General features: G+C 64.2%; 11 protein-coding genes and 1 pseudogene. 8 read left to right on the top strand and 4 right to left on the bottom strand.

Annotation, left to right across the window (positions count from 1 at the left end):
- Positions 1-140: 140 nt before the first annotated feature.
- The 3 genes and pseudogenes from EPN80_RS08845 to EPN80_RS08835 all read left to right on the top strand — a co-directional run bounded on the left by EPN80_RS08845 (position 141) and on the right by EPN80_RS08835 (position 3,302).
- Positions 141-1,501, top strand: a pseudogene (locus EPN80_RS08845) (LLM class flavin-dependent oxidoreductase).
- A gap of 33 nt (positions 1,502-1,534) precedes the next feature.
- A complete protein-coding gene (locus EPN80_RS08840; protein WP_293025887.1) occupies positions 1,535-2,038 on the top strand; it encodes a flavin reductase in 504 nt (167 codons plus the stop codon).
- 4 nt (positions 2,039-2,042) lie between these two features.
- The gene (locus EPN80_RS08835; protein ID WP_293025885.1) at positions 2,043-3,302 is read left to right on the top strand and encodes a nitrate/nitrite transporter; all 1,260 of its coding nucleotides are present in this window, start codon (positions 2,043-2,045) and stop codon (positions 3,300-3,302) included.
- A gap of 118 nt (positions 3,303-3,420) precedes the next feature.
- Here EPN80_RS08835 and EPN80_RS08830 read toward each other — a convergent pair whose 3' ends face one another.
- The 3 genes from EPN80_RS08830 to EPN80_RS08820 form a co-directional block, all read right to left on the bottom strand.
- Positions 3,421-4,683 carry an MFS transporter gene (locus EPN80_RS08830; protein ID WP_293025994.1) on the bottom strand — a complete coding sequence of 421 codons (1,263 nt, stop codon included), beginning with the start codon at positions 4,681-4,683 and terminating at the stop codon, positions 3,421-3,423.
- A 260-nt stretch (positions 4,684-4,943) separates the two neighbouring features.
- On the bottom strand, positions 4,944-6,461 hold the full coding sequence (locus tag EPN80_RS08825; RefSeq protein ID WP_293025883.1) for a mannose-1-phosphate guanylyltransferase/mannose-6-phosphate isomerase: 1,518 nt from the start codon (positions 6,459-6,461) through the stop codon (positions 4,944-4,946).
- Positions 6,458-7,027, bottom strand: coding sequence for a drug:proton antiporter (locus tag EPN80_RS08820; protein ID WP_293025881.1), 570 nt, complete (start codon positions 7,025-7,027; stop codon positions 6,458-6,460). Before EPN80_RS08820 ends, EPN80_RS08825 begins: the two co-directional genes overlap by 4 nt.
- Before the next feature lie 299 nt (positions 7,028-7,326).
- On the opposite strand from EPN80_RS08820, the gene EPN80_RS08815 reads away from it, so the two are divergent.
- From EPN80_RS08815 to EPN80_RS08795, 5 genes are all read left to right on the top strand, one after another.
- On the top strand, positions 7,327-7,596 hold the full coding sequence (locus EPN80_RS08815; protein WP_293025992.1) for an acyl carrier protein: 270 nt from the start codon (positions 7,327-7,329) through the stop codon (positions 7,594-7,596).
- A 417-nt stretch (positions 7,597-8,013) separates the two neighbouring features.
- Positions 8,014-8,790 carry a Crp/Fnr family transcriptional regulator gene (locus EPN80_RS08810; protein WP_293025879.1) on the top strand — a complete coding sequence of 259 codons (777 nt, stop codon included), beginning with the start codon at positions 8,014-8,016 and terminating at the stop codon, positions 8,788-8,790.
- A gap of 64 nt (positions 8,791-8,854) precedes the next feature.
- Positions 8,855-10,234: an undecaprenyl-phosphate glucose phosphotransferase gene (locus EPN80_RS08805; protein WP_293025877.1), complete on the top strand. Its 1,380-nt coding sequence runs from the start codon at positions 8,855-8,857 to the stop codon at positions 10,232-10,234.
- A 64-nt stretch (positions 10,235-10,298) separates the two neighbouring features.
- Entirely contained in the window at positions 10,299-11,492 is a 1,194-nt protein-coding gene (locus EPN80_RS08800) for a polysaccharide biosynthesis/export family protein (protein WP_293025875.1), read from the top strand.
- Between the two features lie 21 nt (positions 11,493-11,513).
- Complete coding sequence (locus EPN80_RS08795; RefSeq protein WP_293025873.1) at positions 11,514-13,868, top strand: polysaccharide biosynthesis tyrosine autokinase; 2,355 nt, start codon at positions 11,514-11,516, stop codon at positions 13,866-13,868.
- Positions 13,869-13,879: 11 nt separating this feature from the next.
- On the opposite strand, the gene EPN80_RS08790 is transcribed toward EPN80_RS08795, so the two are convergent.
- Positions 13,880-15,022 (bottom strand): glycosyltransferase family 4 protein, encoded by a 1,143-nt coding sequence (locus tag EPN80_RS08790; RefSeq protein WP_293025871.1) that lies wholly within the window; start codon positions 15,020-15,022, stop codon positions 13,880-13,882.
- Positions 15,023-15,062: the final 40 nt, after the last annotated feature.

Raw genomic sequence — 15,062 nt, 5'->3', positions numbered from 1 at the left:
GGCGGCACGCCGCCGTCGCGCGGCGTTTGACGACATAAATTATGTCTTTCATAGTGCCTAATTGTCCACTATAGTAAACGGCGTGCGTCAAGTATCCGATCATTTGTATTGTCCGAAACCGTTCGTTCCGAGGATTCGTCATGCCACGTGAAATTCACCTGAATGCTTTCGATATGAACTGCGTCGGCCATATCCAGCAGGGGCTGTGGACGCATCCGCGTGACCGCTCCAGCCGCTTTGGAGACCTGCAATATTGGGTCGACTTCGCACGGCAGCTGGAGGCCGGATTGTTCGACGGCATATTCTTCGCGGACGTGCTGGGCGTCTACGACGTCTATGCTGCAAGCGCCGACGCGGCGCTGCGCAACGCGGTGCAGGTGCCGGTCAACGATCCCACTCTGCTGATCCCGGCGATGGCGGCCGCGACACGCCACCTCGGGTTCGGCGTGACCTGCAATTTGATCTACGAGCAACCCTTTCTGTTTGCGCGACGCATGTCCACGCTGGACCATCTCACGGGCGGACGGGTGGGCTGGAATGTCGTCACCGGCTATCTCGACAGCGCGGCGCGGGCGATCGGCATGACCGGCCAAATGGCCCATGACGATCGATACGACCTGGCCGACGAATACATGTCGCTGGTCTACAAGCTTTGGGAAGGCAGCTGGGAGGACGATGCCGTGTTGCACGATCGGGAGCGCGGCATTTACGCCGACCCGGCCAAGGTGCATGCCGTGCATCACAGCGGTCCGCAATACAAGGTCGACGCGATGCACCTGTGCGCGCCGTCGCCGATCAGGCAGGCGCCTCGACGCGCGGCCGCCAGTTCGCCGCCACCCACGCCGAATGCATATTCGTCAACGGGCAGAGCAAGGCCGGCGTGAAAAGCATTGTCGATGATGTGCGTGCCAGGGCGCTAAGCCTGGGACGCGCGGCAGACGACGTCAAGGTGTTCCTGGGGGCGACGATCGTGACGGGGCGTACCGATCAGCAGGCACAGGAGAAGTACGCCGAATATCGTCGTTACGTCAGCTCCGAAGGCGCGCTGGTACATGCGGCTGCCTCGCTGGGGATCGATTTTTCGCGCTACGACCTCGACGAGCCCATCGAGACGGCACAGAGCCAGGCGATCGTCTCCAACGTCGAAGCCATGAACCGTACGGCCGGCCCGCAATGGACCAAGCGCAAGTTGCTCGAGCAGATGGTGCTGGGCAGCCGCCAGGCACCGCTGGTCGGCTCGGCGCAGCACGTCGCCGATACGCTGGTCGCCTGGAGCGAGGAGGCCGGCGTCGACGGCTTCAATCTCTCGCGCACCGTCACCCCGGAATGTTTCGAGGACTTCATCGGCCTGGTCGTGCCGATCCTGCAGGAGCGCGGCGTCTACAAGACGAGCTATCGCGAAGGCACGTACCGCGAGAAATTATTCGGGCACGCGCATTTGCCGGCGACGCACACCGCCGCGCAGTATCGCGTGCCGAGCGCCACGACGCCGGCGCGCTAGGCGTCGGGTCCGGTCCAGTTGCAGAGGATGCGCATGGTTGACAAGACGGCTTTTCGCGACGCAATGGCGGGCTTGGGCGCCGCCGTCAACATCATCACGACCGACGGGCCGGCGGGGCGTGCCGGCTGTACCGCTTCGGCGGTGTGCGGGGTGACCGACGAGCCGCCCATGCTGCTCGTATGCATTCACCGGGCCAGCCGCAACAACGCAGCGTTTCGCGCCAATGGCCGCCTGTGCGTGAATGTGTTGAGCGCCGAGCAGCGCGACGTGGCGGTGCGCTTTGCCACCAAAGGCATGTCGATCGATGCGCGTTTTGCCGGCCAGTCGTGGGACACGCTGGCCACCGGCGCCCCCGCGCTGCACGGCGCGGTGACGTCGCTCGATTGCGAGGTGGCGTCGGTGACCGAAGTCGGCACGCACACGGTGTTTTTCTGCACGATCCAGGCGGTGCGCACGCAGCGCGAGCGCGACGGACTGATCTATTTCGGGCGCGATTTCCATCGTGTTGGCCCGGCAACGCTGGCCGCGGCGCAATGATCCGATGAGCGACGATACGCTTTCCGAAAGCACGGCGCCGGCCGGGAGCGTTGCCCGCCAGGGGCCAGGCAAGGCGATCTCGCTGGCCATTTTGCTGCTGTGCGAAGTCGCCGCGATGAGCGTGTGGTTTTCCTCGGCGTCGGTGGTCGCGCTGATCCGTCACAGCGTTCCCGCCGCGCCGCGGCAAATTGCCTTGCTGACCAGCGCGGTGCAGGCCGGGTTCGTTGCCGGCACCGTGCTCAGCGCGCTGCTTTCCCTGGCCGATCGTTATGACCCGCGCCGTCTGTTCATGGCCTCGGCGCTGGTCGCCGGCGCGGCAACCGGGCTGTTGGCGTGCCTGCCGCCGGTGGGCATTGTGGTCGTATGCCTGCGTTTGCTGACCGGCATGTGCATGGCGGGAGTCTACCCGGTTGGCATGCGGCTCGCGGCGACCTGGGCCAAGGGCGATTTGGGTTTGCTCATCGGCTTGCTGGTGGGCGCGCTGACCTTGGGCTCGGCCAGCCCGCACTTGCTGGCGGCCGCCCAGGGACTCGATTGGCGGTTGATTTACGGCGTTGCGGCGTTATGTGCCGCAGCCTCGGGCGCACTGATTCTTTGCGCCGGCGTCGGGCCGAACCTGGTGCGGGCGCCGCGTATCGACTACGGCAAGGCGGCGCAGGCATGGCGACAGCCCGCGTTGCGACTCGTCAATCTCGGCTACCTGGGCCACATGTGGGAGCTCTACGCCATGTGGGCCTGGCTGGCGGTGTTTCTGCGGCAGAGCTTCGCGGCAACCGGCCTGCCCAATGCGCGCACCGCCGCCGAGGAGCTGACGTTTTGCGCGATCGCGGCGGGGGCGCTCGGGGCCTGGCTGGGTGGCTGGCTGGCGGACCGCCTCGGCCGCACGACGGTAACCACCGGGGCGATGGCAACCAGTGCCTGCTGCGCGGCCGCCATGGGGTGGCTGTTCGCAGCCCCTGTGCCGGTGCTCGTCGTGGTGGCGCTGCTCTGGGGGATCTCGGTGATCGCCGATTCCGCACAATTCTCGGCGAGCGTGGCCGAGCTGGCCGAGCCCGCATCGATCGGCACGCTGCTGACCGTGCAAACCTGCGCCGGCTTTTTGCTGACCACGGTAAGCATTCAACTCATGCCCGCAGTGGTGGGCAAGCTCGGCTGGCAAGGCGGCTTCGGCATGCTAGCCCTGGGGCCGGCGCTGGGGTGCATCGCGATGCAGCGCCTGCGCCGGCAACCACAGGCCATCAGACTCGCCGGCGGCAAGCGATAGCGTGCTGAAAGCTTGCGTGTCCCGTGGCGCGCTTCAATTGCCTTGCCCGACTCGCGCGGCGAGTCGGCATCGACCGGGTCTTCTGACTGAACCGAACCCCCGGTTGTTGCATCGTGCGTCAGTGCGCCGCCGGTGACGCCACAAACCTCGGCGTATCGGCTTCGCCCTGGCTGGCCGACTCGGTCATCTGCATTTGCGTGCCGCGCCGCTCGGGGCCGAACATGATCAGCACGCTGATGACTACCGCGACGATGCCCGCGACCAACGCCATCGCATAACCGTAGTCGCCGCCGTGATTGGCCGCGATGCCGGCCTGCAGCGTTGCGTTGGCGCACGCGAGGAAGTTGCCGAGCTGGTAAATGAGGCCCGGGAAAGTCGCGCGCACTTCGCCGGGCGAGAGTTCGTTCAGATGAGCCGGAATCACGCCCCAGGCGCCTTGCACCGAAATCTGCATCAGGAATGCGCCGATGCCGAGCGCCAGGCTGCCGGTCGAGAACGCCCACAGAGGCAGCACCGGCAGCGCGAGCAGGGCGGCGATCGCAATTGCCTTGCGCCGGCCGATGCGCTCCGAGAGCGCGCCGAACACGATGCCGCCGATGATCGCACCGATTGCCGAGGTCGCTGCCAGCAGCCCGACCATGTGCGCCGGCAACTTGTGCTGGACCGTCAGGAAAGTCGGGTACATGTCCTGCGTGCCGTGGCTGAAGAAATTGAAGGCGGTCATCAGCACAATGCCATACAGCGCCAGCTTCCATTCGCGTGCGAACACCGCGACGATGCTTGGACGGGGTTTGCCGGCGCCGCGCTGCCAGGTCGGCGACTCGGGCACGTTGCGGCGAATGAACAGCACTACCAGCGCGGGCGCGATGCCGATCATGAACATGCCGCGCCAGCCAATCGTGTCGTGCAGCAGGCCGAACACGCCCGAGGCCAGCAGATAGCCGGCCGGATAGCCGGCTTGCAGGATGCCCGACATGATGCCGCGCGATTTTGCCGGAATCGACTCCATGGTGAGCGCCGATCCCACGCCCCATTCGCCGCCCATGGCCACACCGAACAGGCAGCGCAGCACGAGCAGCATAGTGAGGCTCGTGGCGAAGCCGGAGGCCAGGTCGAGCACGGAAAAAAGCAGAATATTGGCCATCAGCACCGGGCGCCGGCCAAAGCGGTCGGCGAGCCGGCCGAAGATCAGCGCGCCGAGCGGGCGCAGCGCGAGGGTGAGCATGATCGCGATCGTCACGCTCGTGATCTCGACGTTGAACGCCTTGGCAATGTCCTTCAGTACGAAAACCATCAGAAAGAAGTCGAACGCATCGAGCGTCCAACCGAGAAAACTGGCGAGCGCAACGCTCTTTTGCTGCTTGGTCCAGGCCATGACGATTGTCTCCTTTGTAACTTCGGTGGCAGGTTTGAATGTCGCCGTTGAAGTTAGCAAGAGTCGGGCCAGCAGCGCGGCGGCGCGCAAGCCACGTTGGCTGGGCCTATCCACTGATGGGCATGGATCGCTTGTGCGAAAAATCGCACAAGCGCAGCCGCGCATGGCCGGAGAACGTCACAGGCCGCACCCTGCGTCGCCGCAAGCGGCGGCGCGAGCGCGTCGACGAACCGCTTCGCCGCGGGTAGCCCCGCGGCGACTGGTGTTCACACCCGCCCGAACCGGTCCTCGAACCTGACGATGTCGTCCTCGCCGAGATAGGCGCCGGATTGGACTTCGATGATTTCAAGCGGCGTCTTGCCCGGGTTTTCCAGTCGATGCGTGGTACCCAACGGGATGAAGGTCGACTGGTTCTCGGTCAACAGAAACGATTTCTCGCCGCACGTGACCTTGGCCGTGCCGCGCACCACCACCCAGTGTTCGGCGCGGTGGTAGTGCATCTGCAGCGACAGGCTCGCGCCCGGGTTGACGATAATCCGCTTGACCTGAAAGCGCTCGCCGTTATCGACCGAGTCATAGCAGCCCCACGGCCGGTGCACCTTGCGGTGGTCGCTGACCTCCGCGCCATGCTCCGACTTGAGCCGGCCGACCACGGCCTTGACCTGCTGCGCATATTGCTTGTCGGCCACCAGGACCGCATCGGCTGTCTCGATGACCACCACGCCGCGCAGTCCGATACAGGCGATCAAACGGCCCTCCGAGTGGGCCAGGCTATCGGTGCTCTGTTCGAACACGACCCTGCCGCGTGCGACGTTGCCCTCGTCGTCCTTTGGCATGATTTCCCAGATGGCGTCCCACGAGCCGATGTCCGACCAGCCGGCATCGAGCGGCACGACGACACCGGGAAAGCGCGCGTCCTCGTTGAGTCGCTCCATCACCGCATAGTCTATCGAGTCGGCCGGACACCGGTCGAACGCCGTCGCGTCGAGCCGAAAGAACGGCGCATCGCTCGTGCCGCCACGGTATGCGTCGGCACAAGCCTCGAAAATATCGGGCCGCAACGCCTTGATCGCGCCGAGCCACACGGAGGCGCGCATCACGAAAATGCCGCTGTTCCACCAGTACTCCTCGGAGCGCACGTACTGCTCGGCGAGTTCCCGATGCGGCTTTTCGACGAAGCGGTCGAGCACGTAGCCACCCTCGCGGCCGAGCGCCACGCCGACGCGAATGTAGCCGTAGCCGGTTTCCGCGCGATGCGGTATCACACCGAGCGCCACGATGGCGCCGTCCGAGGCATACGCGGCAGCCTTCGACAAGGCAAGCTGGAACGCCTCGTTATCGGTGACCGCATGATCGGCCGGCATGACCGCCAGGATCGGGTCCTGCTCGCCTTCGGTCGCGGCCAGCGCCGCGATGGTGAGCGCCGGAGCGGTATTGCGCGGATCCGGTTCGAGCACGATACGTGCTGCCCGGCCGCCGCGCTGCACCAGCTCCGCGCTCATGAAGCGATGGTTCTCGCCGCACACCAGAATCCATTCGTCGGCGATGGCAAATGCACCCGAAAAGCCGTCCAACCGTTGCACGGTCGATTCGAGGAGCGAATCATTAGTTAGCAATCCGACCATTTGCTTTGGATAGTGCTCGCGGGACAGCGGCCACAGGCGGGTGCCGGAGCCGCCGGCCAGTACCACAGGCTGGATGTGCCTGGCCAAAGCCGGTCGTTTTCCGGGCACGGCGGCCTGCTGTTCGGCGGATGGTGCCCGCGTGGCATGCGCAGTATTCATGACAGAGCTCCCAAAATGACGGCCACCTGCTCGGGCAGCTCACCCGCGCTCGAGACGGCCCGTTGTTGAAGCGACCCGCCGGTGATGGCGCGACGCCGCCGGCCGGTTGGGGTCGGCCGCCAGGTCATGGTCAGGAACGGCATGCCATAGTCGAGAAAGGGGCCGACCGCTTTTTTGAAACCGAACCGCTCGTACAGAGTTGCCTGATCCGCCGGGACATTGAGGTAAATCGGCTGCTCCGGCCACCTGGTGCGAGCGGCCACCAGCGCGTGCGCGACCAGATGGTCGCGCGTATCGTCATCGCGCCGATGCGATGCCGTGAGCAGGCGGTCGATGGTGATTTCCGGGTCTTGCTCGTCGCCCGGCTGCAGGCGTGCGTAGGCCGCTACCTGCGGCATGTCAGGCGTGGACTCGAGCGCGACGACGTGCAGCGCGCTCGCGTCCCTGTGGTCGATATCGAGATGAATGTGTGCGTATTCGACGACGAAAACTGCGTTGCGCACGCTCAGTATCGCGTACAGCTCGGGCGTGCTCAGTTGTGTGAACTCAGCGTATTTCCAATCCATGTTGATTCTCGCATCGTCAAATTTGATGTTCGTCTCCAGCGATCGCGCGCAAAAGAAATTGCCGATGCGTGCGCGCGGAAACGGGCGTCGAGGCGCTTCGAAGTTACGCCCTTAGCTGCAAAAGCTGTGTGCGCTAGCGCACGGTTGGCGTTTTGGACGCGACATACGATGCAAAAACCGAGTGGTTCGGCGGCGCTGGCGAAACCCGCTACCAGCTACCGCCGATGCGGCCGATGGATGCAGCGCGGGGCCGCGATCCTTCTATCTTCTGCGAGTGCGCCATGTGGAAAAAAGCCAATATCAATCAGACGATACGAAGCATTTTGTCAGAGCGCGTGCATCTGGAAATGCCTGTCGATCGCATGCGTGACGACGATGATCTCTACGCTGCCGGCCTGTCGTCGCTGGTGACCGTTCATATCCTGTTGGCCGTCGAGGACGAGTTCGGTATTGAGATCCCCGACGAGATGCTCACGCGGCAACTGTTCCAGAGCATCGGCAATCTGAGCCGAACCATCGCCGAGTTGGTACCGGCCGAAGCGATGGAGGGCGCCTCGGGTGTTGCGTGAGCGAAAGGAAAATTGTGTCGAGATGTTACATGCTCGATTTTCGAATCATATTAATGAAAGAGAACCGCGCATATCTACTATGTTGACGAGCGATCGCGCCGTGCCTTGTTTCAATCTGAAACAATTCTCCGTGCGTCGATACAACGGGTAGCGATTTCCCGATTGGCCGGATCAAAAGCCGGTCATAGAATCGCAGGTAACCTCCAGAGTGACGCGTCCTCGATGAAACATTGACGCGGTTCCCGGCCGATATGAGGCTTGCGCGATCGCTGAGGCTTGTCCTCAGCCGAGCACTTTCCTTTTGTGTCGCTTCAGGCCGGTTTGGAGCGTGTAGCAATAAAGATGGGACGGAAATAATTTTTATAAATAATCCGTTGTCCGGGGGATTCTTATCTCAATGAACCCAAGAGGTAGATCATGCCGGATGCAAGAGGTGATCCGCAGTCGATTCATCAAAACGGCCTGCTAAGCGCGCTGCCATTGGACGAGTGGCTCGCACTGGAGCCCAACCTGCGATTGGTGCGGCTCAAGGTGGGCCGCCTGCTCTCCGACGTCGGCGAGACATTCGATTCAGTGTATTTCCCTACCACGGCAATCGTTTCAATTCTTTATTTGCAGGAAGACGGCTTGACCATGGAAGTCGCCTCGGTCGGATCCGAAGGCATGGTGGGCGTGTCGGTGGTCGCCGGCGAGGGCGCAACGCTCGATCGGGCGGAAGTACGTCACGCAGGTTATAGCTATGTGCTCAACGCACGCCTGTTCAAGCGCGAATTCGAGCGTGGCGGCTATCTCCAGCATCTCATGTTGCTTTATCTCCAGGCTCGCATGGCGCAGGTCGCGCAAAGTGCGTTATGCAACAGACGGCACTCGATAAAAGAGCGACTCTGCAGCTGGCTTTTGCTGACGCAGGATCGTCTGGCGTCGCCGGAAATCGATACGACGCAGGACATGATCGCCAACATGCTTGGCGTGCGTCGCGAGGGCGTGACCGCGGCTGTGAAAGTGCTGCAGGATGCCGGCCTGATCCAGGGGCGGCGCGGGCACATATCGATACTCGATCGGCCGGGGCTGGAGCGACAGGCCTGCGAGTGCTACGGCATCATCAAGAGGGAGTTCGCGCGATTGTTGCCCGACAGCCCGCCCCCTCAGGTGATGCAATCCGGTCAACTGCTGCAGCTGGTGCCGTCGCGTTAAGCGCGCCTGTTGGGCGGGCCGAACGCCGAAGCCCGGCTCCAGGCAGGATCTCAGGAGATACACGATGTCGATTTGGGGCATGACCGCACGTCTGACAGACATTTGTCTGGTCGTGCTGGGTGCGACGCTCGCGCACATGTTGCGCTTTCACGGCGCGTTCGATCTGGGCGATTTCGAGAAATCGATAACGGCCGTGCAGTGCGCGCTGCTGCTGGTGGTGTTCGCCAATGCCGGGGTGTATCGGTCATGGCGTGGCCAGCGGCTTGCGCGACTGGCCTGGCGCGTGCTCAGCGCCTGGCTCCTGGTGACGTTGGTGGGTGTCGTGTTTCTGTTCACGCTGCATCGCGCCGAGAGCATTTCACGCCTGTGGCTGGGCCTGGCAACGCTGATCTCGGCGTGCCTGCTGGTAGCGTCCCGGATTCTCGCGCACCTCGCGCTGCAGCGGCTCAGGCGTGTCGGTATCAATCACAAGGCCGTGGCAATCGTCGGACCGGAGAGTCACAGCCGCAGCATCATCGAGCACATGGGCACGGCCGGCGAGGCAGGCTTCACGCCGCTGTGCGTGTTCGACGAAAATGCCGTCCATGGCGCCAGCGTGGCCGGCGTTGCGGTGATGACGCGCTTCGACGATCTGGCCAGGCTGGTGCGTCAAAGAAGGATCGCGGAAATCTGGCTGGCGCTGCCGTTGTCGGAGGAGCACACCATCCAGCGGTTCATTCGGGAATTCCGGCACGACTTCGTCGATCTGCGCTTCCTGCCCGACGTACGCAGCGTTTCTCTTTTCAATCATGCCCTGACCGATCTCCTGGGCATGCCCGCCATCAACGTCGCCGCCAGTCCGATTCCGGAATTCCGGCTATGGCCGAAGCTCGTGTTCGATCGCTTGTTCGCGGCGCTCGTGCTGGTGCCCATGCTGCCGCTGTTTTGCGTGATCGCGATCCTGGTCAAGCTCTCGTCACCGGGGCCCGTGCTCTTCCGGCAAAAGCGCAAGGGTGTCGACGGTCAGCTTTTCGACATCCTGAAGTTCCGCACCATGAAAATCCACGGCGACTCCCCCGGGCGCGTCACGCAGGCAAGCCGCAACGATCCGCGCGTCACGCCCCTGGGCGCGTTTTTGCGTCGCACGAGCCTGGACGAGTTGCCGCAATTCATCAACGTGCTGATGGGACAGATGTCGGTGGTCGGGCCGCGCCCGCATGCCGTCGAGCATGACGACCTGTACAAGGACCTGGTCGACGGCTACATGTATCGCTACCGGATCAAGCCCGGCATTACCGGGTGGGCGCAAGTCAATGGCTATCGTGGCGAAACCAGGACCGTCGGAAAAATGGAAGCACGGGTGAAGTTCGACCTGTTCTATTTGCAGAACTGGTCGTTCTGGTTCGATATCAAGATCATCGTACTGACGATGATGAAGGGCTTTGTCGGGAAAAACGCCTTTTGATGCGACGCCCGCCCACTGGTTCGATTTCGATGAGCGCCTCGCGCCGCCGTCAACGGAGACGATGATGACGATCAAAACAACGCTGTTTTCACTAGGCCTGGTCGCCGCGCTGTCAGGGTGCTCGCTGGCGCCCGGCCCGCACCTGGATGCCTCGCGCATGCAGGACAATCTGAACGAGCCTACGGGCCACACCAGATACAAGGTGCACCTGATTACGCCGGCGGTCATCCTGGCCCAGGCCAAGGCCGCGGCGGCGGACACGCAAGCTGCCCCGAAAGCGGCCGGCGAGTCGCACCCCGGGTTGCAGGAGTACCGCATCGGCCCGATGGATATCGTCGGCGTGACGATCTGGGGCCATCCGGAACTCAGCGCAAGCGATGGCGCCTTGCCGCCCCAGCAGGCCACGACCAATGCCGCCACGGGCGATCAGACCAACGGTTCCGTATCCGGCCTGTCGGGCTCCGGCGGCAATGGCAACGGCGCCGGTATGGTGCGCGAGCGGGTCGCCGCCGACGGCACGATATTCTTTCCCACGCTCGGCCGGGTAGCCGTTGGCGGCAAGACGCCGGCCGACGCGGCGCGACTGCTGGCAAGCATGCTGAGCGATCACCTGAAGAATCCGCAGGTCGACGTCTCGATACTGCAGTATCGGAGCCAGCGCGTCGAAATCACCGGCGACATCAAGCGTCCCGGCACGTTGCCCATCACCGACAGCCCGCTGAGCCTGGTCGACGCGATCGCCCGCACCGGCGGCGCGCTGCCCGATGCCGACCTGCAGCGCGTGCGCGTCACGCGCGGCAACAAGGTATTCGTGCTCGACGTCAATGCCGTCATGCGCCACGGCGACGCATCGCAAAACATGATGTTGCGCAGCGGCGATATCGTCGATGTCCCCAATCACAACGACAGCCGCGTATTCGTGATCGGCGAAATCAACAAGCCGTCGGTGCTGTTCATGAACAATGGGCACATGGCGCTGGCCGATGCACTGGCCAGCGCCGGCAGTATCAATCCGACATCCGCGCAACCCCGGCAGGTCCTGGTGATTCGGCGTACCCCGAAAGACCCGACTCAACCGGAAATCTTCCGGCTCGACATGACGCAGGTCGACGCACTGCTGCTGTCCACCGAGTTCTCGCTCAAGCCGCTGGATGTCGTCTACGTCGGCACGGCCCCGCTGGTCTCGCTCAACCGTTTGCTCAATCAGGTACTGCCGTCGGTCGAGTCGCTGTACTTGATCAGCACCGTGCGCCCCTGACAGGATGAAAGGAATACCAATATGAGTGTGCGAAATATCGAATGGGGCGCGGTCCCGCTGCGCCGCGGCAGCGGTGCGGTCACGCCGCGCGAAGCGCTGCGGCTCGTCATGGACAAGGCGCGGGTGGTACTGCTGATTACCGCCATCCTGGTTGCCTTCAGCGCGCTCTACGCGTTTCTGGCGCAACCGATCTACTCGGCCAACGCGCTATTGCGGGTCAGCCCGCCAAACACCAACGAGTTGGGCATCGGCAATCGGCAAAAGCAAATGACGCTGCCGGAAAATCCCGATACCGCGACGGAAATCCAGCTTGTCACGAGCCGCGAGATACTGCTGCCGGCGATCAAGCAATTTCATCTGGATATCCATGTTGCGGCACAGCGCCTGCCGGTGATCGGCAGGATCGCCGAGAAATTCGCCAAGCCCGGCCAACCGGCTGCCCCGTGGTTCGGCCTGGACAATTACGCCTGGGGTGGCGAAGCGGTGAGCATCGGACAACTCCACGTGCCGCCCGAGCTGCAAAACAAGCCGTTGCAAATGCGCGTGCTGCCCGGGCAGCGGTTCAGCCTCTATGATCCGGCCGGCACCCTGCTGGTCACGGGGGAGGCAGGCGCGCCGGCCCAGGGAGCTGGCGTGAGCGTGCTGGTGAATCGTCTGACTGCGCGCGCCGGCACGCAATTCACCGTGACACGCTATGACGACATCACGGCGGTCAATCTCATGCTGCGCCACCTGCAGGTCGTCGAGCAGGGAAAAAACACCGGCGTAGTCAAGGTGTCATATGAGAACAGCGATCCCACGCTGGCCATGCAAGTGACCAACGCGGTGGTGCGCGGCTTCCTCGCCGCGAATGCCGCGAGCCATCAGGAAGAAGCCAACAAGATGCTCACCTTCGTGCAGGGCGAGCTGCCTCGCCTGCGCACCGAGCTCGACGACGCCGAGCGCAAGCTCAGCCAGTATCGAACGCACGCGGGGACCATGGAGCCGGATCGGGAAAGCCAATCCTATTTGCGCGGCGGTATCGATTTCGATCGGCAAATCGCCGCGCTCAAGCTGCAGCGCACACAGTTGCTTTCGCGTTTCACCACCAACAGTCCCGAGGTGCGCAACATCGACCAGCAGCTGGCCGAGCTCGAGGGTTACAAGCATTCTTTCACCGCGCGCTTCGATAATCTGCCGGCCTCGCAGCGGCGACTTGCCGAATTGACCCGCAACGAAAAGGTCGCCTCCGAAATCTACGTGGCGATGGTCAACCGGGCGCAGGAACTGTCGGTCACGCGCGCGAGCAATTTCGGCAACGTGCGTATTGTCGACACGGCCTTGGTGCCGCAAAAGCCGGTTCGGCCGCGGCGCGCCTTGATCGTGGCGGTCGCGACCCTGCTCGGCCTGCTGTTGGGCGCGCTGTATGTATTGCTGCGGCGGCAGCTTTCGTCACGCGTCGATGACCCGCTGCTGGTCGAGCAACGTCTGCGCTTGCCGGTGTTCGGCACGATCGCTTTCAGCCATCAGCAGAATCGGCTCGCCGGCGCCGCGCAGGGGCAACTGCTCGCCGCGCACGACGAGCGGCCGGGCGACCTCGAGCCGCGTTTGCGTCCCGCACTCGCGTTCACGCCTGCCGCGCAGGCATCGGCGCGCTCTCGCGCGCTCGAGCCCGCCGACCTCGGCGGCGGCGAGGAAATCCGCGCCCCGCGCGGCGTCATGGCGGTCAATCGTCCTCACGACGTGACGGTCGAGGCGCTGCGCGGCGTGCGTACCGCCCTGCAGTCGGGAGCCGCCAGCGCAACCAATAACATCCTGGTGGTGAGCGCGCCGACGCCCGAAACCGGCAAGAGTTTTGTCGCGGCCAATCTGGCAGTGCTGGAAGCCGAGACCGGCAAGCGGGTATTGCTGATCGACGGCGACATGCGCCGCGGGCGGCTGGCCACGCATTTCGGACACCCCGATGCGCCGGGGCTGTCCGAGTTGCTGATGGGGCGCGCGGAAACCGGCCAGGTGATTCAGTCCGCCGGGGTCGGCGGCATGTCGTTCCTGGCCGCCGGGCGCACGCCCGGGCACCCGGCCGAGTTGCTGTCGACGCGTCATATGGAGGCGCTGCTGAAGATGTTCAGCGAGCGCTTCGATCTGGTCGTGATCGATACGCCGCCGGTACTGGCGGTGGCCGACGCCTCGATTCTGGCACGGCATGCCGGCACGACGGTGCTCGTGCTGCGGCCCAACGCGCAGACCGAACGCGAGATCGAGGACAGCGTGATTTGGCTGGGGCGGGCGGGCGCGCGTGTGGCCGGAACGATCTTCAATGCGATGCCGCCACGGCGTGGCGAGAAGCGCAGCTACGTCTATGCTTACGCGAGCGCGCCGGATTCGGCGGGGTACTGAGCCGCGCGAGATCAGCGACCGCGATCCAGCGTTCTGTTCGCCGCGCCCATTGGGTTTGCGGCCCGGCGCGCCAGGGCCGCCAGATAGATCTGGTGGTATTCGCTGTAGACGTGCTCGACTCCGAGCGCGTCCAGGTTCTCTCGCGCACGCGTTTGCCAGTGCCGGCGCCAGGCTGCGTCGCGCAATAGCGGGACGATCGCCTCGGCCAGCGCGGTCGGATCGGAGGGCGGCACCATCAGGCCCGCCGCGCCATGCGCGAGGGTCTCCGGAATGCCGCCCACCGCGGTGGCGACGATCGCGCAACCGGCCACACGGGCTTCCATGATCGCCAGCGACGAAGACTCGCTGTGCGAGGGCAGCACGAAGACGTCGGCCTGCCGAAAGTAGGGGGCCGGATCCTTGACGTAACCGACGAAATGCGCCGCCTCCGCCAGCCCCAGCCGGCGCGCGAGCGCTTCGAGCCCCGGGCGGTCCGGCCCCTCGCCGACCAGATACAGGTGGGCGAGGGGTTGGTGCTCGCGCACGATCTGGAACGCATGCAGCAGATCGTGAATGCCTTTGCGCTTGTACAGGCCCGACACCGTCACCACGCTCGGGCGCTCGATGCCGGGCTCCGGCTGCGCGGCGACGGCGCCGTCGCCGTGCCCGTCCGGCTTGTCGTGCAGGAACCGCGGCGCGCCAATAATGCCATTGCGTACCACGCTCATGCGCTCGGCCGGAATGCCGCGCCGAATCATCGCCTGCGCAACCGCCTCGCTGACCGCGACCACTTGATCGCCGACCCGCATCAGGTCGGAGGCCCGCTGGAATTCGTTGTGCACGGTCGTGATCAGTGTGAAGGGCGCGCGAGCGCGCGCCATCCAGGCCAGCAGCGCGCCCGTCATCATGTGAGCGTGAACGATATCGGGCTGGAACTGGCCGGCAATGCCGCGAAATTGCCGCAGCATGGCCGGCACTCGCCAGGGGTGCTTGGTCTGCACCAGTCTCAGGTGTCGCACGCCGTAGCGGGCCAGCAATGGCTCGAAACTGCCTCCGGAGGAGGCCACCGCGACCTCATGGCCCGCTTGCGCCTGCAGGCAGGCGAGGTCGACCATGACATTGACGATGCCATTGCCGATTTTTTGCGCGTGATTGGCAAGATGCAATATCTTCATAGATCAATGAATTTATCGATGTGGCGCAACAGGCGCCCGC

This window comes from Pandoraea sp. (genome assembly GCF_004297875.1).
In the GTDB taxonomy this organism is placed as follows: Bacteria; Pseudomonadota; Gammaproteobacteria; order Burkholderiales; family Burkholderiaceae; genus Pandoraea.
Note: the sequence above shows the minus strand (reverse complement) of the source record. Positions and strands in the feature narration are given on the sequence as shown.